The sequence below is a fragment of the Arthrobacter sp. ok909 genome (genome assembly GCF_900104405.1).
Lineage (GTDB): Bacteria > Actinomycetota > Actinomycetes > Actinomycetales > Micrococcaceae > Arthrobacter > Arthrobacter humicola.
In genome coordinates, this window is the sequence record NZ_FNJS01000005.1 from 60281 (window position 1) to 80637 (window position 20357).

The following is a 20357-nucleotide window of genomic DNA, read 5'->3' on the forward strand; positions in this document are numbered from 1 at the left end:
GGCCGCCTGGATTACTGCCACGGTACTGCCGCGCTCACGGGCAAGTCTATGCATGCGCGCACTACCCGATCCGGATAATGCTGTGCAGCTGCACAACCCATGGCGAACCCGGCCCGCTGCGGCCGGCGAGGCCCCGGGCCGCCCCGGAACCTGCCTCCGGGATCACCGCGCGGCGAGCACCGCGGAGTAGAGTTCGCGCTTGCTGACTTTCGCGTCCTCGGCCACCGCGGCGACGGCTTCCTTCAGCCGGATGCCCTGGGCGATCAGGCCGTTGACGGCGGCCACGTGGTCCTCGGGGCGGCCCGGTTCGCGCTCAGGAGCACCGCCCACCACCACGGCGATTTCGCCGCGCACCTCGTTGGACTCCGCCCATTCGAGCAGTTCGCGCAGGGTGCCGCGGATGACTTCTTCATACGTTTTCGTAAGTTCCCGGCAGACGGCGGCCCGGCGGTCGGCGCCGAAGCGTTCCCGCAGCGCCCTCAGCATCGGCTCCAGCCGGTGCGGCGCCTCGAAAAACACCATGGTGCGCCGCTCGGCGTCGAGGTCTGCCAGCCGCGAGGAGCGTTCGCCTGCCTTGCGGGGCAGGAATCCTTCGAAGCAAAAGCGGTCGGTCGGCAGGCCGGACAGGGCCAAGGCGGTCAGCACGGCGGAGGGCCCGGGTGCCGCGGTGACGGTGAGGCCGGCCGCTACAGCGCCTTCAACCAGCCGGAACCCCGGGTCCGAGACGGACGGCATGCCGGCGTCGGTCACCATGACCAGGGTCTTGCCGGACCTGACCTGATCCAGCAGGTCAGCCGTCTTGGCGGCCTCATTGTGCTCGTGATAGCTGATGATCCGGCCGCCCACCGTGATACCCAGGGTCTGCACGAGCCGGTGCAGCCGCCGCGTATCCTCGGCGGCGACGATGTCCGCCGTCGTGAGCAGCTCCACGAGCCGCGCCGAGGCGTCGCCGGTGTTTCCGATCGGCGTCGCCGCGAGGACGATGCGGCCGGGTCCGCCAACGGCCGGACCAGCGGCCGGAACAGTGCCGGGCGCGGCTTCGTCAACGGGAAGGGCGCCGTCGGTGCTGTCTTCGGAGCGAAGATCAAGTTGGGGGGAAGTACTCGGTTCGTGGTCCACATGACCAGCCTACTGCCGCCGGGGCACGGCCCGACGAGCACAGCCGCGAAAGGTAGCATGGGCAACGTGACCCAGACCCCCACGCTCCCGCCCGAGGCCGGTGCCGCCGCATCGCCGTCAACAGGGCCGAACAGCGGCAGCGCCGGCAGCCAGGCCCGCGGCCGCGTCCGCACCGGCCGCAATCTCGAGGGGCACCGCTGGATCGGCCGCCCCGCCGAGGCTTTCACCACGGAGGCACTCAAGGACCGCCTGATCGGCAGCATCCAAAGCTGGCGGGACTACCCGGCGTCGCTGCGGCTCTGGTACTGGCTCATTCCCGCCCTCACGGCGGCGCTGGGCGGCATCCTGCGGTTCGTCCGGCTGGACACACCCCGCAACCTGGTCTTTGACGAAACCTACTACGTCAAAGACGCGTATTCGTTGTTGGTCAGCGGCTACGAGCGGAGCTGGCCCGACCGGGCGAACGACTCCTTCATTGCAGGCAACCCCGGCGTGCTCCTGAACTCCCCGGAGTATGTGGTGCACCCGCCGGTCGGCAAGTGGATGATTGCCGCGGGCATGTGGCTGTTCGGCGCGGACAACCCCTTCGGCTGGCGGTTCGGTGCGGCCCTGACGGGGACCCTGTCCATCTTCCTGTTGGCTTTGATCGCGCAAAAACTCTTCCGCTCCCTGACGCTGGGCGCGGTTGCCGGCGTCCTGCTTGCCGTGGACGGCCACCACCTTGTGATGTCCCGGACCTCGCTGCTGGACATCTTCCTCATGTTCTGGCTCCTTGCCGCGTTCGGTGCCCTGCTGATGGACCGCGACGACGGCCGGCGGCGTCTGGCGGCCCGGCTCGGCCGGGAGGCCGCTGCTTCTCCCGCGGGACGTCCCTCGGCGCTGCAGCTCACGTCCGGACCCTGGCTCGGCATCCGCTGGTGGCGACTCGCGGCAGGCGTCTGCCTGGGTCTGGCCGTGGGGACGAAATGGTCCGGGCTGTTTTTCATGGCCGGTTTCGGCCTGCTGACCGTGTTCTGGGACCTCAGCGCGCGCCGCATCGCCGGCGTGCACGCCTGGATCAGCGGCGGCATCCTCAAAGACGGCGTCCCGGCCTTCCTGACCATCGTTCCGGTGGCTGCGGTGGTCTATGGCTTCACATGGACGGGCTGGTTCCTGTCCAAGGACGCGTACTTCCGGCACTGGGCCGAGGCCAACCCCTCGGCCGAGTGGGGCTGGCTGCCGAACGCTGTGCGGTCCCTGGCGCACTACCACCTGGAGGCGTACAAGTTCCATCAGGGCCTGAGCTCCGACCACCCTTACGAGGCCAGTGCCTGGACCTGGCTGGTCATGGGGCGGCCGACGTCCTTCTTCTATGAATCTCCCGCCAAGGGCACCCCCGGGTGCGACCTCAGCAACTGCACCTCCGCCATCCTCTCGGTAGGCAACCCGCTGATCTGGTGGGGCGCGGCCGTGTCTCTGGTCATCCTGCTGTTCTGGTGGGCGGCCCGCCGCGACTGGCGCGCCGGCGCGGTCCTGGCCGGGGTGGCGGCCGGCTACCTCCCCTGGTTCATGTACCCGGAGCGCACCACCTTCTTCTTCTACGCCGTGTCCTTCGAACCGTTCCTGGTGCTGGCGCTGGTCTATTGCCTGGGACTGGTCTTTGGCCAGCGCAGCGACCCCCTCTGGCGGCGGCGGTCCGGGTTCTGCCTGGTTGCGCTGTTTGTGGTGGCCGCCGTGCTGCTGTCCGCGTTCTTCTACCCGGTCTGGACCGGCGAGGTGATCCCGTACCAGGAATGGCGCCTGCGCATGTGGATGCCTTCCTGGATCTAAGGCAGGATTGCAGGGGAAAGTCCGCCGAACTCCGGGCGGACCAGGAATGGAGACTCGGCTGTGAGAGAAGCAAGCACCGGACTGCTCGTGGAGCTGGACCCGGAGAGCAACGTGACCGACCTGCTCCTGGAGCAGCACGCGAAGGATCCCGTGCACGCCCTCTACTCCCGCAAGGGTCCCGGCGGCTGGACCGACGTCCCGGTCCAGCACTTCCTGGACCAGGTCACCGCCCTGGCCAAGGGCCTGATTGCCGGCGGACTCACCCCGGGCGACACTGTGGCGGTCATGTCAGCGACCCGGTATGAGTGGACAGTGGTGGACTTTGCCATCTGGTTTGCCGGCGGCGTCACGGTTCCGGTGTACGAGACCTCCTCCGCCAGCCAGGTCGAGTGGATCCTCCACGACTCGGGGGCACGGCGCGTGTTCGTTGAAGACCAGGCTAAGGCGGCCCTGGTCCAGGGCGTTCTGGACGCGTCCACAGTCCTCGGCGACCGGCTTGTTGCCGTCGTCCGGATGGACAACGACGGCGCCGCACCGAACCTGGCGAGTCTCGCCGCAGCCGGCACCGGGGTGACTGACGCCGAACTCGAGCGCCACCGGAGCGCCGCGTCCCTCGCCGACGTCGCGTCGCTGGTCTACACCTCGGGCACCACGGGCAGGCCCAAGGGCTGCGAGATCACGCACGCCAACTTCGCCCTCGTCGCCAAGAACATCGTCCTCCTCCTTCCCGAGATCCTCATGCAACCGCGTTCCCGGACCTTGATGTTCCTGCCCCTCGCGCACGTCCTGGCCCGTGCGGTCCAGGTGATCTGCCTGAGCTCCGGCGCCACCGTCGGTCACACCGCAAGCGCCAATGAACTCCTGGAGGACCTGGCCAGTTTCAAACCCACGTTCCTGCTGGTGGTCCCCCGGATCTTCGAAAAGGTCTATGCCGGCGCCGCGCAAAAGGCCGCCGCGGCCGGCAAGGGGCGTGTGTTCACGGCCGCAGCGTCGGCCGCGGTCGACTACTCCAGGGCGCTGGATGCCGCCTCCCGGGGCGACGGGAAGGGCCCCGGACGGATCCTGAAGGTCCGGCACGGACTCTTTGACCGGCTGTTCTACCCCAGGCTCCGGGAGGCCTTCGGCGGCCAGCTGCGGTACACGGTCTCCGGGGCCAGTCCGCTGAGCTCCAGTGACGCCCATTTCTTCCGCGGCGCCGGCATCCCCGTCCTCGAAGGCTACGGCCTGACCGAAACCACGGCGCCGTGCACGGCCAACACGCCGGCACGGACCAAGGTGGGGACGGTCGGTATCCCGGTGCCGGGAACCACCATCCGGGTGGCCGACGACGGCGAGATCCTGGTCAAGGGCATCGGGGTCTTCAAGGGTTACCACGCCAACGAGGCCGCCAACGCGGAAGCCTTCGTGGACGGCTTCTTCCGCACCGGGGACCTGGGCTCCCTCGATGAGGACGGTTTCCTGACCATCACCGGGCGCAAGAAGGACTTGCTGGTGACGGCCAGCGGCAAGAACGTGGCCCCCGGCCCGCTCGAGGAGAAGATCCGCGAGCACCAGCTGGTAGGGCAGGCCGTCGTGATCGGTGACGGCCGGCCGTTCGTGTCGGCCCTGATCAACTTGGACCCGGAAGGGCTCCGCAACTGGTGCACCGCCCGGAAGGTGCCCGTCATGACTCCGGCCGAGGCCGCTGCGGACGAGATGGTGCGGGCCTCGATCCAAGGCGCCATCGATGAAGCGAACCTGCTGGTCTCCAAGGCTGAATCCATCCGCAGCTTCGTCATCCTGGACGCCGACTTCACGGTCGAATCAGGGCACCTGACACCCTCGCTCAAACTCAAGCGGGACGCCGTCGTGCGGGACTACGAGGAGCACATCAACCGCATCTACGGCTGAGCCCCGACACGCGCCGCCCTGAACCGGCCGGGGCAGCGAAACGGCCGGCACAAAGGTGCCGGCCGTTTCTGCTACTCAGACGGTGTGGCGGGTGCGCTCCGTGTCCGGTGCGCTGTCGCCGGAACTGTCGCCGTCGCGGCCGGCCGGGGCGTCCGTCTGGCCGGCTGCGGGGCTGTCTGGCGTGCTGCCTGCGGCCGCAGCGCCGGTGTCCTTGGACCCGGCGGCTGCCTTCCGGCCAAGGCCGCGGCGCCGGCGTGTGGGCCAGGTCAGGATCAGGGTCACCAGCGAGGCAAGCAGGACCAGGCCGCCGATCACCATCCCGGCGTCCATCCAGAACTGGCCCGGGAACAACCGGATCAGGGTGTCCTGAAGCGTAAAGGTCCAAGTCCCGTTGGCGAAGAAAATACGGTGGAAGTCGGTGAAGAACTGCTCCCAGCCGAGCACGGCGAGGGTTCCGAGGCCGATGATGATCGCCAGCGAAATGATCGAGCCGGCGAACAGGCCGCGGCGGACTCCCCCGTTGCGGCGCCGCTTCAGGTAAATCACGGCGACCAAGCTCAGCAGGATCAACAGGGTGCCTGCACCGAACGTCGACAGGATGACTGTCTTGACGTCGGCCATGTGGCTGACTTCGCCGTCCTTGAACAGACGGTCCCCGCTTTGGCCGACGAGATCGCCGAGATAGCGCGGACCCGACCAGTTGCTGAGGTAGTCCACGGCGTAGGAGCCGTAGGTCATGCGGTCATCGGTGCTGAAGCCGTAGCCGTCCCCGGGGAAGCCCGGGCGGTTGTATTCCACCCAGAGGAACAAGGGGCTGGTGACGGCGCGGACGGCCAGCACCAGCAGGATGACCGGGTAGAACACGGCGAGCATCACCTGCATCACCCGCGGGAGGACAGGCTTGGCCTTGGCCGCCTGTTCGCGTTCGGCATTGCGGCGCTCAACCTCCTCCTGCGGAGGACGGATCTGCAGGGCCGAGGTCTGCAGCGGCTCGTCGGACGCGGTGCCCGGGCGGACGACGGCGGCCTCGGCCGCCTTGCGGTCGGCTCGGCTCTCCGGCTGGCTTGTTGTGGACGCCGACGACGGCGCTGCCGCCCCGACGGCTGCTCCCCCGCCGACGTCGTCCTTCTTCGCGGCGGACGTGCCCGCCGCCGCAGCCGTGGCGGCGGACGTGGTTGCAGAGCCCCCGGCGGGCCTGGTTGCAGCGGCCGGTTTCATCCAGTCAAAAGCCGGCTCGTCGGTGTCGTCCATAGGATCCAGGTTCGGATCCGGCCGGTCGGGAGGGGTAGGACTTGTGTCAGTCACGTGGAGCTTCGCTTCCGTAGGCTTCCGCGCTGCCCGGCCTGCGCCCGGCTGCGCAACTTATCTGGCTCCGAGCCTACCGTCACGGGATGAGGCTCGGCGAGGTGCCACCCCGTCAGTTGGCGTATTGGGCCCACGGGATATTCCAGTCCCCGAAGCCGTCATCGAAGTTGGCAAAGTCGCCCTCGGTGTTGACCACCTGGACGACGTCGCCCGTGGTCATGTTGTCGAAGACCCACTGCGCGCCGTCCGGGCCCAGACCGATGCAGCCGTGGGAGAGGTTCGTCTTGCCGATGAAGGGCAATGCGGAGTCCGTGGCCTGGTGAATGAACTCCCCGCTGGGCGTCAGGCGCGTGGCGTAGTTTACGTCCAGCTGGCCGTAGTAGGCCGGGTCCCCCGGTTTGAGTCCGATGGTGGAGGCGTCCATGTGCTCCACACGGTGCTTTTCCATCAGGACGAGGTAGCCGCGGGCCGAGGGGAAACGAGTGTCGCCCATGGTCGCCGGCCACTGCCCTGCCGGCTTGTCGTTGATGCTGACCGAGAACGTGTGGGCCTTGGCGTCGGCGACCGCCACCTTCTTGTCCCCGATATGAACGGTGACCGTCTTGTTGAAGTTGCCGACCTGCCCGTTGCCCAGTTCGACGCCGAAGAGCTTCATGTCCATCGTGATGGTGCTGTTGGCGGCCCAGAAGGCCTCCGGCCGGTACCTGACGGTGTTGTTGTTGTACCAGTGGAAAGCACCCACCTGGCCGGAGGTGGAGGTGATCTTGATGGCTTTTTCGACGGCGTCCCGGTTCAGGACCGGCTCGCTGAAGGTGATCTGCAGGGGCTGGGCCACGCCCACCTTCATCCCGTCCAGCGGGTAGATGGCGGCGTCGGCCTCGTTTGCCGTGGAGACCGTCGTGAACGAGCGGGTGTTGTGGGTGGTGCGTCCGGCGCCGTCCAGCACGGAGTATGTGTAGTTGTACCGGGTATTGAACTTCAGGTTGCCGGCGGACGTCCAGGCGGAACCGTCCGCGCTCTGGGTCCCGTCAATGGTCTCGCCGTCGTCGCTCGTGAGGGCCACCCGGTCAATCCGGCCGTTCGTCACCTTCAGGGACACCGGCGCCGCGGGGTTGACCTGCTTGGCGCCGTCATCGGGAGCGACGGCGAGTTCCGCGGGAGCCACCACCGGATCTGCAAGGCCCGGCGTCGTCCGTGCCGGCGATCCGGCCTCAGAGTAAATCCCCGACTGGGCCAGCCCCGGGGCGGCCGCGGCGAAGGCCCCGCCGCCGGCTGCCAGGGCGCAGACCACCCCCACCAGGGCGATTTTTCGGCCGGTACTCCAGGTTTTCAGGGCCATCACAGGACCCGGGCGTTTCCACACGTCATCCTGCCAGCATAAGGGAGTTACCTTGGAACCCTTGTCGGGTTACACCACGATCCGGTTACAAAAGGGCCCCCAAAACGGTCACAACAAAGGGCCCCGGACCGTTGTCCGGGGCCCTTTGGAGGGTTTCCTAGTAGCGGTAGTGCTCGGGTTTGTACGGCCCGGCGACCTCGACGTCCAGGTACTCGGCCTGTTCCTTGGACAGTTCGGTCAGCTCCACGTCGAGGGCACCCAGGTGCAGGCGGGCGACCTTCTCGTCCAGGATCTTCGGCAGGACGTAGACCTGCTTCTCGTATTCGCGCTCGCCCTCGGGCTGGCCTGCTTTCGTGAACAGTTCGATCTGGGCGATCGTCTGGTTGGCGAAGGAGTTGCTCATGACGAACGACGGGTGGCCGGTGGCGTTGCCGAGGTTCAGCAGGCGGCCCTCGGAGAGCACGATGATGGAGCGACTGCTCTTTCCCGTTTCAGGATCGGCGGGGAAGACCCACTCGTGCACCTGCGGCTTGATCTCGACCTTCTTGATGCCCGGGATCCGGGCCAGGCCGGCCATGTCGATCTCGTTGTCGAAGTGGCCGATGTTGCCCACGATCGCCTTGTCCCGCATGCCCGCCATGTGCTCGGCCATGATGACATCTTTGTTGCCTGTGGTGGTGATGAAGATGTGGCCCTCGCTGAGGACGGATTCGAGCTTCGCCACCTGGTAACCGTCCATGGCTGCCTGGAGCGCGCAGATCGGATCGATTTCGGTCACGATCACGCGTGAACCCTGGCCGCGGAAGGCCTCAGCGGCGCCCTTGCCGACGTCGCCGTACCCGCAGACGACGGCGACCTTGCCGCCCATCAGGACGTCGGTGGCGCGGTTGATCCCGTCAGGCAGGGAGTGGCGGATGCCGTACTTGTTGTCGAACTTGCTCTTGGTGACGGAGTCGTTGACGTTGATCGCCGGGAAGAGCAGCTTGCCCTGCTCGGCGAGCTGGTACAGGCGGTGCACACCGGTGGTCGTCTCCTCGGTGACGCCGAGCAGGAGCGAGCCGATGCGGGTCCACTTCTGCGGGTCGGTTGCGAGGGAGGCGCGCAGCACGTCCATGAAGATCCGGCCTTCCTCGGACTCGTCCTCGGCGGCGGCGGGCACGGCACCGGCGGCCTCGAATTCGACGCCCTTGTGCACGAGCATGGTGGCGTCGCCGCCGTCGTCCAGGATCATGTTCGGACCCAGCTCGGGGTTGGCGTCGGCGCCGGGCCAGGTGAGGATCTGCTGGGCCGTCCACCAGTATTCCTCCAGCGTCTCGCCCTTCCAGGCGAAGACGGGGACGCCCTGCGGGTCCTCCACGGTGCCCTGGCCGACCACGACGGCTGCCGCGGCCTCGTCCTGGGTGGAGAAGATATTGCAGGAAGCCCAGCGGACTTCCGCGCCGAGGGCGGTGAGGGTCTCGATCAGCACCGCGGTCTGGACCGTCATGTGCAGCGATCCGGCGATCCTGGCGCCCTTGAGCGGCTGGCTGGCGCCGAATTCCTCGCGCAGGGACATAAGTCCGGGCATCTCGTGCTCGGCGAGGCGGATCTGGTGGCGGCCCGCCTCGGCCAGGGAAATGTCCGCAATCTTGTAATCGAAAGTCATGTGAATCCTTTGTTGTGGCCGGTGACGTTGCGTGTCTGAAGCTGGGTTATTCCGGGCAGTTCTGGCTCTAAGCAGTCATTCGCGGCCGGAGGCGTCCCCGATGGGTGTCCGGCAGTTTTTTGTTCGTCTCCTGGTGCGGGCCGTTTCGTGCGGACTGGCTATTCCGCTGCGTGGCGCGGGGCGGCGTCGTGCTGGCCTGCGTCGTGCTGGCCTGCGTCGTGCTGGCCTGCGTCGTGCTGGTCAGCGGGAGCCGCCGCGGCGGCGGGCAGGAGTTCCGGAGGCAGTAGCAGCGGGATGCCGTCCTCAATCCGGTAGCGCAGCTTGTCCCCGGACTCGCCGGCCGTGACGGTGACGAGCTCGTCGCCTTCCTGCTCCAAGGCGGACCCGGTGACGGGGCATCGCAGGACAGACAAGAGTTCGGGACTGAGCTTGGGCATAGTGGACGCTCCCTGATGGGCGCCGCGGAAGGCGCCGGTGGCTTACGGCTTTTTGCAGTTTCCACCCTACCGCCAGTTGGCGCGTTAGGAAGGTTCTCGCAGGACGCGCAGATGCCCGCGCCGGGTGCCTTCGGCCGGGGCCGGGGCTTCCAGGGCCGGGTGCAGGGTGCGCTGCCCCTTTGCCGGTTCCGCCGCGGCCGGACGGGAGGCGGCCTCGCGGACGGCGTTGGCGAGGGCCAGGAGGTCGTCCGGGCCGGGACCGGCCGGCGTCGCCGGCATCGCCAGGCGCATGACCTCCCAGCCGCGCGGGACCGTCAGCGAGTCAGCGTGCTGTTCGCACAAGTCGTAGCAGTGCGGTTCAGCGTAGGTGGCAAGCGGGCCCAGGACTGCCGTGGAGTCGGCGTAGACGTACGTCAAAGTGGCCACCGCAGAATTGCGGCAGGCAGACCTCGAACAAAGACGAATAGCACCCACGACATCACAGACTACTCCCCCTCAGGCCGGGGGCCGCGCATTGAACCACCCTTCGGAGTGCCGCAGGTGTGCCGCAGCAATGCCGCGGGAGTGCCGTAGGGCTGCCCCGGGAGTGCGTTGGGCGGCCGTGGCGGCTCGCCGAAGGGCCCATATCGCGTAAATCATTCCGCGGGTTTAGAGTCAAGATATGCAGTCATCGCACCACGATTCGGGTTTCACGGTCCGGTTGGCTGACCCCGACGCCGGAGACTTAGGCGCCGGTTCCGCCCCCGCTGGCGCACCCGCGGCCGGGTCGCCTCTCGCTGTCCGGGGAAAGAGCTTCCGGCAGCGCCGCAGAAACCGGCACGGCCGGGGGCTTCGCGGCGAGCTGATGCTCCCGACGCTGCCCGGCTACCGGACCCGCTCCGACCGCTTCGACGACTTCGTCCTGGACTCGGCCCAGCGGCTGCACGACATCTGGGGCAAACCCCTCGACGGCGTCCGCTTTGCCGTCGACGAGATCCCTCCCGGCCTGGAACAGCTCGTGGCGGACCGCACTCCGGCGCCGATGGGCGCCTTCACGGCCGCGACGGCCGAGGAGGGACCGGTCATCACGCTGTACCGCAGGGTGGTGGAGCAGGCGTGCGGAACCCGGGATGAACTCCAGGACCTGGTGCACGACGTCGTCGTGGAATACACTGCCGAGATGCTCGGAGTGCCTCCCGAGTCCCTCGACCCGGTCTACCGCCGCCGGTACTAGCCGCGCCCGGGGACCGGACTCCGCCGATCCGCCCGGCACCGTGAACCCGAGCGGTCCCAGTACCGAGCGGTCCTAGTACCCGAGCGTGACCGGGACTTGCCGCTGTCCAGCCGCTTCCGGGGCCACGGCTACCGTGGATATGTCCTGCCGCCCGTCCCGGCCCAGGAGCAGCGCCCCGTATGCCGGGTCCCCCGCCGCGGACACCACATAGCCCACAAGCGGCGAACCGCCCACGTCCGAGGGGATCTTGATGGACACGGTGGTTCCGCCGGCAATCTCGGCGGTGGCGGCGGTCCGGATCTTGCCGTCCGCGGTGATAGGCGCATAGGAGACACTCGCGCTGCCGTCAGGCGCGCCGAACACGAGCTGCCGGTCGCCCTCGCGGGGAACCGGCACGATGTGCTGGCTGCCCAGCCGGGCCGACGCGGCGGAGAACGCGACGTCCGCGGCGTCCCCCGACTGCAGCCCCCGTGTGAGCCGGGTTGCAGCCGCGAAGGAGATATCCGAGGTGGCCGCCAGGGTGTACGCCCCGGCCGGGACCCCGGCCAGGGACACTTCCGTGACGGCGCCCGCCTTCGCCGTGACCACTCCGCCGCCGGGCAGGGCCTTCTGGCCGTCGCGTCCGTACAACTTGATCTCCACCACGGCGTCGGCCGCCCCGGGGACCGTGATCTCCAGGGCCGGCCCGGCGTCGGCGAAGCCGGGCTTCGCCGTGAGCGCGGCCAGGCCTGCCGGATCCTGAATGTCGAGACCGGCGACCACTTGGCGGTCGGACGGCCCGGCGCCCGGGGTGATGAAGTCGACCCCGCCGGGCGTGAGGCCGCGGAGCACGCTTTGCTGGATGACGGCAGCCACCGGGCCGCCGGCGCTGCGGACCCGCACGCCGAGGCGTTCCTGTCCCGGCGCGAGCCCGGCCAGGACTATGGACCGGGTGCTGGCGGGCGCTACCAGCAGGCCGCGACTTCCAGGGGCTTGGATCTGGCCCTCGGTGCCGAAGAGGTCCAGGCTCACCGTGGCCGGCGTGCTGGAGGCATTGGTGAGGTTCAAGACCGCCGAGCGGCCCAGGGCCGTGTTGGCACCGACGAGCCAGAGATCGTTGCCCGGTTGCTGGCAGGCGGCGACCGCGGAGCCCTGCAGGTCTCCGTCCTCCGCGGCGTAGCTCAGGACCGCGCTGGCAGCCGCCTGGCGGTTGTCCTGCGGATCGGCACTGAGGACGCTGACGTTGTCCACCTCACGCTGGGCCACGACGCCGGCGAGCAGCACCGGAGTGCGGGATGCGGGCGCGGAGGCTCCGGACGCGGAGCCCTTGGCGATCTCCACGAGGGGGGTCCCCGTGAGCGGGGCGAGCCGACTGGCGGGAAGGACGCCCGCGCTCGAGCCAAGTACGGCGGCGCTGACGGCGGTCTTCGCGGTGGCGGATTCCGGGCTGAACTGGGGGTCGGTGCCCACGGGGGTGCCTTCCAGCAGCCGGGCAGGGCCGGGGCAGACCCCGACGCTGCTGCCGGCCGGCACGGAGGCAACCGGGGCCGCGAGTTGCCGGCTGGCGGGGCTTTGCGGTGTCAGCGACGCCGCCGCTACCAGGCCTCCGGCCGCGGCCACGAGGGCGACGGCGGAGAGGATACCGCCGATCACGCCGCCGCGCGGGGCGCCCTTTTTCCGTAGCCTCGTTCCGGCGCCAGCCGGACTAGCAGTGGCCGGAACAGAAGTTGCCGGACCAGCAGTGACCGAACCAGCCGCAGACGTGCCGGCGGCCGGGGTTTCGGCTGTGGAAGGCTCGGCCGCGATGGTGTCGCTGGCCGGGCCGGTCGGGGTGTCGCCCTTAGACATGCTGATGTTCCTTACGCAGGGAGGCTTCGTCCCTGGACAGGCCGGTGTTGGACCGGCGGGCAGGCATGGGCACGGCCAGGAGAATGGTCAGGCCGATGACAACGGCCTGCGCGATTCCGGCCAGGACAGCCCAGGGCGCTTCGTAGCGGATGCTCAACTGGCCGCCCTGGGCGGGCAGCGTGAACGCCTGGGCCCATCCCGACGTCGTCGAGGTCAGACGGCGGCCGTCGAGCCAGGCGCTCCAGCCCGGATCGGCGCGGTCGGCGAGGACCACCAGGCGGCCCTCCGGGCCGGCCGGTACGGTGCCGGTTGCCGAGACTTCCTCCGAAGGGAGCAGTCCGACCACCGCCCCTGTGCCGTCCACCACGCGGACCCGGTGTGCGACGTCGGAGTCCTTGACCCCGGGCCCGTCCAGCGGGGTGACCCGCCAGAGCCAGCCCGCGCCGGTCTGGCCGACGGCGACCAGGCCCGGAACAGCGTCCATACGGCTGGCCGTCAGTTCAGAGGCAGAGTCCGCGACACGGAGCACCACAAAGCCGACGCCGAGTCCTTCGAGGTCCGCCCGAGGGTCCACGCCCTCGCCGGCCACGATGGTGGCCACGACGTTCCGGAGCGATCCGGCCACGGCGTCGTCGTCGCGGACTGTTTCCTTGCCCGGCTCCCCCATGATGTTGCGGGCCGCCGCGATGGTGGACAGTCCGTCCAGGGTGGTGCCGGCACCGCGCATGAGGGAGGCATTGAAGCTTCCGTCCTCGTTGCTGGCAATGATCAGCGTCTTGGCCTGCTCCGGCCCCTCGCCGCGGTCCACCGCCGTGGCGGGAAGGGTGCGGGCCGGGGCCGGCTGGATGAGCCTCGGAGTGCCGAGGCCGGCGGCATCCGGGGTGGCTGCCGGTGCGGGCGACAATGCCGTGGACTGCAGCAGGTTCTGCGCTGTCCACACGGCCAACCCCGCAAGCGGCGCGGCCAGCAGCAGGGACATCGCGGCCACCGCGGTGCCGCGGAGCAGAATCGTCCGGGCCAGTCCGGTGCCGGCCGCGCGATCCGCGGCGTCCAGAAGTCCTTCTGCCGCGATGAGAGCGGCCCCAAGCAGCGCGAAGGCCGCAGCCGAAACGGCGGGGCCGGGGAATGGTGTGACCAGGACGTCGGCACTGGCACCGGAGGCCACATGCCCGGCGAGCCAGCCGCCGGCCAGCATCAGGAGCGCCGCCCCCCACAGGCCACGGGCAGTCCAGGTGCGTCCCGCCAGGACGATCCTGCGCGGCATGAACAAGGCGGCGAGAGCCAGGAGCAGCACCGGCAGCCCAAGCAGCAAGGCTAAGAGCAGGGCCCAGGGAAGGCCGGCGAGACCGGCAGAGCCCGCGGCGGACCCGCCGAAAGCGCTCAGTCCGGTCAGCCCGGCGCCTGCGTTGAAACTCAGCGGCTGGCCCAGGGCCTGTTGCCAGAGCGGAGCGGCGTCAAACCCGAGCGGCATGCCGGGATCGGCCAGGAGCGCCCGCGGCCGGTCCAGGACCGAGAAGGCGAACGGCAGGAACAGTGCAAGGCTGGGCAGCAGCGCCCACCACACCGTGCGGCCGCGGCGGCCCAGGAGCATGCCGCACAAGGCAATGATGACCACCGATGGCACCAGCAGGGACGGCGCCGCGGCGGTGAGCACTGCCAGGGCGAGGCCTGCGGCGGCCGCGGCCGTCCACGAGGGGGTCCCGTTGATGCCGGGGCGGGCGGCCGGCGTGGGCGTGAGCCGCCGCTGGCCTGGCGCCGGGACGGCGTGGACGCCGTGGCCTGCCGCCGTGCCGGTCGCCCGGAGCAGCGCCAGGACGAGGACCGGGATCGTGACGTGCGCCACCAAGGCACCCAGCCGGCCCTGGTTGAGGGCCACTTGGAGCGCCGGCGCCCCGGCCCAGACCAGGGCGGCCGCCAGGCGCAGCCGGCGGCGCCGGGTGAGGGCGCCGGCAGCGAACCAGGCGCCAAGCGCGGACAGTGGCATGGCAAGGATCAACAGCCAGCCAACGGCACCGTTGGCGTCCCCGGCGCCGAGCACACCCAGCACCCACAGGAGGTAGCCGAAGGGATCGCCGTGGCCCGGCAGTCCCCCACCGAGGCTGATCCACCAGGTGGAGGCATGGTCCCAGATCTCAGAGAGACGCACGGAGACGGGGATCAGCGCGCCGCCGGCAACTGCCGGAGCCCGGAACAGGCTGAGCAGCCCGGCCAGGGAGACCGCCGTCGTAATGAGGACGGCGAGCAGGGCGCCGTTGCCCACCCAGCCGCGCTCCGGGGTGGCGATCGCGGCGAAGTCGTCGGCGTCGCCGGTGGGCTGGTCGGCCAGCGGGTCGGCGCCGGTGAGACTGTCGGCGAGGTCGTCCGCGCCCAGCGCTTCGATGAGCGAGCGCCGGTGCGCCCAGACCTCACGGCGCGGCGTCTGCAGCCCTTTCATGACCGACCGCCGGATCCGGCGGGTGCGCGCTGCGGTACGCCGCCCGCGGATGACCGCGGCAGGGCGGCCCAGCCCAGCAAAGGTGGCAAGAAGTTGGGAGAAACCGTAACCCGGGTCCTTGACTGCAATGCTCAGGACGAGTTTGAAGAGGCTGCCCAGGAGTGCGCCGGCGGCGTGCAGCGGGACTTTCCAGCCGGCAGCGTGCTTGAGCCGCAAGTAGACCTGCGCCTTGCGAGCGGCGGTCGCGTTGCCCAGGGCCTGGGGACGGTGCGCCACATGGAACATCCTCGCGCTGGGGACCACCACGACGCGGTGTCCGGCGAGGCGGTTGCGCCAGCAGAAGTCGACGTCGTCGCCGCTGCCGGGAAGCGCCGGATCAAAGCCGCGGAGTTCCTCCCAGATGTCCCTGCGGACCAGCATGCCCGCGGAATTCACCGCAAACGTGTCGCTGCGGCCGTCATACTGGCCCTGGTCGAGTTCGTCGGCGTCGATCAGCGTCAGGCGCTCGGCCCAGCGGCTCGTGGAGAGTCCGACGTCGATCAGCCGCCGCTCGGCTTGCCAGTCCAGTTGCTTGCAGCCTGCCACCGTGACCGAGGGCGCGCGCTCGACGGCATGGAGAAGTTCCGCGAGGGCCTCGGGGGCCGGTGCGGCGTCGTCATGCAGCAGCCAGATCCAGTCGGCGCATGGTGCGAGGCCGGCGTCGCCGTCGGTGTTTCCACCGGTTGCACTGCCTGTCCCGGCCGCCCCTGCCACACCGGCCGCGCCGGTCGAAGGCCACGGCGCGAGGGCCTTGAGCCCGGCCATGACGGCCCCGCCCATGCCGGATTTGGGGTGGTCGAACACGGTGACGTTGGCTTTGCCCAGAGCCTGCTCGAGAAGGGTTGCGGAGTGGTCGCGGGAACCGGTGTCGACACCAATGACGGCGTCGGCTGGCCGTGTTTGGGCCGCCAGCGCCGCCAGGGTCCTGGGGAGAAAATCACCGCCGTCGTGGGAGACCACGACGGCGGTGACTCGTACTTCTTGAAGAATTAGACTGCTCGCTTCCTAAGCCGGCGCCGCTCGCGCTCGGAGAGGCCTCCCCAGATCCCGAAGCGCTCGTCGTTGGACAAGGCGTATTCGAGGCACTGGGAACGCACGTTGCAGGCGCCGCAGACTTTCTTGGCGTCGCGGGTGGAGCCGCCCTTTTCCGGGAAGAAGGCTTCGGGATCTGTCTGGGCACACAGGGCGTCGGTCTGCCAGCCGAGCTCGCCCTCATCGTCAAAGTCCTGCCGGGACGGGAGCCCGATCCAGACCGGCTGCGCGATTGTACCGGCGCCGGGTGAATGGAGCTCCATGGGCGGGTCGAGGGGATCGTGGTCCTGATCCGGGCCGGCAAGGAGTTCATCGTGCGCTGCGAGGAAGGCGGTAGCCGCGTCCTGCAGGGAATCTTTGGTGTGTTCGTTGTAGCGGTCAGCTGCGTCCGGATCGGCCGGATCTACATACCAGTCACTCGGCACGCCTCGTGAACGGTATTTCGCCGTGGCCTGGCCGGCAACTACGGCATCTTCATGGATACGCTCTGCTAGCCCCATGGCGTCCCCCTCCTGATTTGCAGCCACTGCAAGACCCCCTTGGACACTCGGTTGAGTGCCGGTTTATGCGCAGTGGCTATAGATAACTAATTACACGTGTGTAAGTATCCGGGAGTCAAGCCACGGCGGAGATAATAATCAACTCGAAACACAAAAGGGATGCACGCCACGCCCGGTATTTTTCCCGCCCCGCCCGCAGGAACCCGCGGAATAATCAGTGTACTGAGCACTTTTGGGGGGTATTCATTGAATTTTCGGGAAATTCTCCGTGCCGCAGCCTGAGGGGTAGTCGGCGGCAGGATCACGGGTATGACGGACATCACACCGCGGGCGGCCGGAGGGGCCGTGGCAAGATGAAGGCATGAGCATTCCGGCAATCGAACTGATGACAGCGTTGCGGTCCGGCCAGTCCACGGCGCCCCGGCTGACCTGGTACGGCCCGGATTCCGAGCGGGTGGAACTGTCCGGCCGCGTGCTGGACAACTGGGTGGCGAAGACGTCCAACCTGCTGCAGGACGAACTCGATGCCGAACCCGGCATGCGGCTGCGGCTGGACCTGCCCGCCCACTGGAAGTCCGTGATCCTGGCCCTGGCGGCTTGGCAGCTCGGCATGGAGGTGGTCTTCGACGACGCGGAGGCGGAGTTGCTGGCTACTGCGGACCCCGGCCCCGGCGCCGCGTCAGGCGGGTTCGACGCCGTCCTCGCGGTGTCGCTGCCGGCACTGGCGATGCGGTGGCCGGGCGAGCTGCCCACCGGCGTCCTCGACTACGCCGCCGAGGTCCGTTCCCACGGAGACTTCTTCATGCCCCACATTGACCCGGAAGCCCAACGCCCCGCGGTCCGCACCGCGGACGGGACAACCCACGCACATGGGGGGCTCCTGGACGATTTCGCTGCCGAGCACGAGACCGGCCTGCGGCTGCTCGTTCCGGCCGCGGATGGCCTCGAGACGGCCCTTGCGCAGTCACTGGGGAGCTGGAAGGCTGACGGCTCGGTGGTCCTGGTGCACCCCGACGTCGAGGTGACCGGCAAGCTGCGTTCCGCCGAGCGCATCAGCGGCATCTGAGCGCGCCGCAGCGGAAAGTAAGCGCTAGGCCGGCCTGTCTGCCCTGGGCGTCAGGCCGGTGCGTCAGGCTGCCGGGCCGGGCAGCTCGGGATCTTTGACGGCCTCTTTGACGGCCGTCGCGGAAACACTGGCGCCGGGCTCCTGGCCGTGCTGCATGTGCGGATGCCGCTCGATGATCTCGTGGTCGTGCGAGAACTCCGGCTCTTCGTCGAGTTCCTGGTTGAACACGAGGAAGCGGTACGCGAAGAACCGGACCACGGTCGCGACCAGAATGCCGACGACGCCGGCCAGGAACAGCATGTTCTTGTCGGTAATTCCCATGCCGTACTTCGCGAGGGCCGTCAGGCCGGTGGAGATGCCGATGCCGATCCCGTTAATGATGAGGAACATCACGAATTCACGCAGCACATTGGCCTGCCGGCGGTGCCGGAAGGTCCAAAAGCGGTTGGCGACCCAGGAAAACACCGTCGCCACGCTGGCACCGAAGAAGCGGGCCTTGGCTTCGCTGTCGGTCATGGGACCGTGCATCAGGTAATACGTCAGTCCGTTGTCGATGACGAACGCGATGCCGCCGACGGCGCCGAACTTGGCCACTTCGCGCCAGAACAGCGAGGCCAGTCCGCGCATGCGCTCTGTAAGTGTAGTAATCATGACCCTCCGTGGCCTTTTGGAACTGTCGGCCTTTGGGCCAAACGCCCATTTTAGCGCCGTTTCCCGGGAGGCCGCCCTCGCGGACCGTCGCGACGGCGCCCTGCGCACCCGACGCCGGACCGCGTCCGGGCGGCCCCCGGAGTGTCGAATCGGCGCTGTTCCCGCACTGTTCCGGGGCTCTTCCCGGGCTTGCAGTGGCCAAAAGCCGGGTTCCCGCGAGGTTTTCGGTAGGCTGGGACTTGTGACTTTTCCTGTAATCGGTGTTGTTGGCGGCGGCCAGCTTGCCCGCATGATGGCCCCTGCCGCCACCGCCCTGGGCTTCGAGCTCCGTGTTCTCGCCGAAGGCGAGGACGTCTCTGCCGTCTCTGCCGTGGCCAACGCCCCGGTCGGTGACTACAAGGACCTGGACCACCTGCTCGAGTTCTCCCGCGGCCTGGATGTTCTGACCTTCGACCACGAACACGTCCCCACGGCCCACCTGCGGTCCCTGATCGCGGCCGGAGTCAACGTCCATCCCGGTCCGGATGCCCTGGTCAATGCCCAGGACAAGCTGGTGATGCGGGCCGCGATCGACCGGCTGGAACTGCCCAACCCCCGGTGGGCCGCCGTCGCCAATGTCGCGGACCTCGTCGCCTTCGGTGAGGAGACCGGCTGGCCGGTGGTGTTGAAGATGCCCCGCGGCGGGTACGACGGCAAGGGCGTGCGGATCGTGTCGTCGGCCGAGGACGCGGACGGCTCCGCCGACTGGTTCGAGGCCATGTCTCCACTGCTGGCCGAGGCCAAGGTGGAATTCAGCCGCGAGCTCTCGGCCATGGTCGCAAGGACCCCGGACGGTGAATCACGCGCGTGGCCGGTGGTGCACACCATCCAGGTGGACGGGGTGTGCGATGAAGTAATTGCCCCCGCCCTGGACATTTCCCTCGATGTGGCCGCGGCCGCCGAGAACGCCGCCATCCGGATCGCCAACGAACTCGGCGTGACAGGTGTCATGGCTGTCGAGCTCTTCGAGACGCCGGGCGTGGGTGCGGGCTTCCTGATCAACGAGCTCGCCATGCGCCCGCACAACACCGGACACTGGACCCAGGACGGCTCGGTGACGAGCCAGTTCGAGCAGCACCTGCGGGCCATCCTGAACCTGCCGCTGGGTGCGACGGACCTGCTGGGGCCCGTCGTCGTCATGAAGAACTTCCTCGGCGGGGCCAACCAGGACCTCTTTTCGGCCTACCCGGCGGCCCTCGCGAGCGAACCGGCCGCGAAGGTGCACTGCTACGGCAAGGCCGTCCGGCCCGGGCGGAAGATCGGCCACGTCAACCTTGTCGGGACCTCCGCCGCCGACGTCGACTCCGTGCGGCAGCGGGCCACCACCGTGGCCGACATCATCCGGAACGGCCGGGCCCACGCCGGCACGAGCGCGCCAACCTCCGAGGAGACCGCATGAGCACCGCACCCGATAACGCAGCAGCCCCACTCGCCGGCGCCGGTTCGGTCACCCCGATCGTGGGCCTCGTCATGGGCTCGGACTCGGACTGGCCGGTCATGGAAGCCGCCGCTGAAGCCCTGTCGGAGTTCGGGATCCCATTCGAGGCCGACGTCGTCTCCGCGCACCGGATGCCCACGGAGATGATCCGCTACGGCCAGAGCGCCCACGAGCGCGGCCTTCGCCTCATCATCGCCGGTGCGGGCGGTGCGGCGCACCTTCCCGGCATGCTCGCCTCGGTCACGCCGTTGCCGGTGATCGGCGTCCCCGTGCCCTTGAAGACCCTCGACGGCATGGATTCGCTGCTGTCCATCGTGCAGATGCCCGCCGGCGTCCCGGTCGCCACCGTCTCGATCGGCGGGGCGCGCAACGCCGGCCTCCTGGCCGTGCGGATGCTGGCCTCCGGCACGGACGAGCTCGCGCTCCAGCTCCGGGCCGACCTTATCGACTTCGCCCAGGAACTCAACGACGTCGCCACCCGGAAGGGCGCGAGCCTGCGGCAGAAGGTCAGCGAAGTGTTCGCCGAAGGAAACGCCGCCCCGCATAGCAGCCAAAAAGGCAGCCATTAGGGATC

At 68.9% G+C, this 20357-nt stretch carries 16 protein-coding genes; 6 read left to right on the forward strand and 10 right to left on the reverse strand.

The features are described 5' to 3' along the window. Positions 1 to 162: 162 nt before the first annotated feature. The gene (gene rsmI / locus BLR03_RS05880) at positions 163 to 984 is read right to left on the reverse strand and encodes a 16S rRNA (cytidine(1402)-2'-O)-methyltransferase (RefSeq protein WP_091250986.1); all 822 of its coding nucleotides are present in this window, start codon (positions 982 to 984) and stop codon (positions 163 to 165) included. 192 nt (positions 985 to 1176) lie between these two features. On the opposite strand from rsmI, the gene BLR03_RS05885 reads away from it, so the two are divergent. Both BLR03_RS05885 and BLR03_RS05890 read left to right on the forward strand, forming a co-directional pair. Continuing rightward, complete coding sequence (locus BLR03_RS05885; RefSeq protein WP_091250722.1) at positions 1177 to 2928, forward strand: dolichyl-phosphate-mannose--protein mannosyltransferase; 1752 nt, start codon at positions 1177 to 1179, stop codon at positions 2926 to 2928. Positions 2929 to 2988: 60 nt separating this feature from the next. Continuing rightward, a complete protein-coding gene (locus BLR03_RS05890; RefSeq protein ID WP_091250724.1) occupies positions 2989 to 4818 on the forward strand; it encodes an AMP-dependent synthetase/ligase in 1830 nt (609 codons plus the stop codon). A 75-nt stretch (positions 4819 to 4893) separates the two neighbouring features. Here the strand turns inward: BLR03_RS05890 and BLR03_RS05895 are convergent, their stop codons facing one another. The 5 genes from BLR03_RS05895 to BLR03_RS05915 all read right to left on the reverse strand — a co-directional run bounded on the left by BLR03_RS05895 (position 4894) and on the right by BLR03_RS05915 (position 10018). Then, the gene (locus BLR03_RS05895) at positions 4894 to 6069 is read right to left on the reverse strand and encodes a TIGR01906 family membrane protein (protein ID WP_175460421.1); all 1176 of its coding nucleotides are present in this window, start codon (positions 6067 to 6069) and stop codon (positions 4894 to 4896) included. 166 nt (positions 6070 to 6235) lie between these two features. Beyond that, complete coding sequence (locus tag BLR03_RS05900) at positions 6236 to 7462, reverse strand: L,D-transpeptidase (protein ID WP_091250729.1); 1227 nt, start codon at positions 7460 to 7462, stop codon at positions 6236 to 6238. Positions 7463 to 7619: 157 nt separating this feature from the next. Next, positions 7620 to 9107, reverse strand: a complete 1488-nt coding sequence (gene ahcY, locus BLR03_RS05905) for an adenosylhomocysteinase (RefSeq protein ID WP_091250732.1) — start codon at positions 9105 to 9107, stop codon at positions 7620 to 7622. A gap of 158 nt (positions 9108 to 9265) precedes the next feature. Next, on the reverse strand, positions 9266 to 9544 hold the full coding sequence (locus BLR03_RS05910; RefSeq protein WP_091250734.1) for a Trm112 family protein: 279 nt from the start codon (positions 9542 to 9544) through the stop codon (positions 9266 to 9268). Positions 9545 to 9628: 84 nt separating this feature from the next. Next, positions 9629 to 10018 carry a DUF3499 domain-containing protein gene (locus tag BLR03_RS05915; RefSeq protein WP_091250737.1) on the reverse strand — a complete coding sequence of 130 codons (390 nt, stop codon included), beginning with the start codon at positions 10016 to 10018 and terminating at the stop codon, positions 9629 to 9631. Positions 10019 to 10205: 187 nt separating this feature from the next. Here BLR03_RS05915 and BLR03_RS05920 point away from each other — a divergent pair, with 187 nt between their 5' ends. Then, complete coding sequence (locus BLR03_RS05920) at positions 10206 to 10757, forward strand: metallopeptidase family protein (RefSeq protein WP_091250739.1); 552 nt, start codon at positions 10206 to 10208, stop codon at positions 10755 to 10757. A 72-nt stretch (positions 10758 to 10829) separates the two neighbouring features. Here the strand turns inward: BLR03_RS05920 and BLR03_RS05925 are convergent, their stop codons facing one another. Genes BLR03_RS05925 through BLR03_RS05935 form a run of 3 tightly spaced genes read right to left on the reverse strand, consistent with a single transcriptional unit; the run spans position 10830 to position 16589 of the window. Continuing rightward, the gene (locus BLR03_RS05925) at positions 10830 to 12584 is read right to left on the reverse strand and encodes a DUF5719 family protein (protein WP_139184468.1); all 1755 of its coding nucleotides are present in this window, start codon (positions 12582 to 12584) and stop codon (positions 10830 to 10832) included. Next, positions 12577 to 16047, reverse strand: a complete 3471-nt coding sequence (locus BLR03_RS05930) for a glycosyltransferase (protein WP_368086945.1) — start codon at positions 16045 to 16047, stop codon at positions 12577 to 12579. Before BLR03_RS05930 ends, BLR03_RS05925 begins: the two co-directional genes overlap by 8 nt. After that, positions 16047 to 16589, reverse strand: a complete 543-nt coding sequence (locus BLR03_RS05935) for a WhiB family transcriptional regulator (RefSeq protein ID WP_091250744.1) — start codon at positions 16587 to 16589, stop codon at positions 16047 to 16049. Before BLR03_RS05935 ends, BLR03_RS05930 begins: the two co-directional genes overlap by 1 nt. Before the next feature lie 361 nt (positions 16590 to 16950). Here BLR03_RS05935 and BLR03_RS05940 point away from each other — a divergent pair, with 361 nt between their 5' ends. Beyond that, positions 16951 to 17655: a TIGR03089 family protein gene (locus tag BLR03_RS05940; protein WP_091250746.1), complete on the forward strand. Its 705-nt coding sequence runs from the start codon at positions 16951 to 16953 to the stop codon at positions 17653 to 17655. Positions 17656 to 17718: 63 nt separating this feature from the next. On the opposite strand, the gene BLR03_RS05945 is transcribed toward BLR03_RS05940, so the two are convergent. After that, positions 17719 to 18306, reverse strand: a complete 588-nt coding sequence (locus tag BLR03_RS05945; protein ID WP_254788192.1) for a GtrA family protein — start codon at positions 18304 to 18306, stop codon at positions 17719 to 17721. A gap of 241 nt (positions 18307 to 18547) precedes the next feature. Between BLR03_RS05945 and BLR03_RS05950 the strand changes: the two genes are divergently transcribed. Together BLR03_RS05950 and purE are read left to right on the forward strand one after the other, a co-directional pair. Beyond that, positions 18548 to 19744, forward strand: coding sequence for a 5-(carboxyamino)imidazole ribonucleotide synthase (locus tag BLR03_RS05950; RefSeq protein ID WP_091250753.1), 1197 nt, complete (start codon positions 18548 to 18550; stop codon positions 19742 to 19744). Beyond that, positions 19741 to 20352 carry a 5-(carboxyamino)imidazole ribonucleotide mutase gene (purE, locus tag BLR03_RS05955; protein WP_091250756.1) on the forward strand — a complete coding sequence of 204 codons (612 nt, stop codon included), beginning with the start codon at positions 19741 to 19743 and terminating at the stop codon, positions 20350 to 20352. Before BLR03_RS05950 ends, purE begins: the two co-directional genes overlap by 4 nt. Positions 20353 to 20357: the final 5 nt, after the last annotated feature.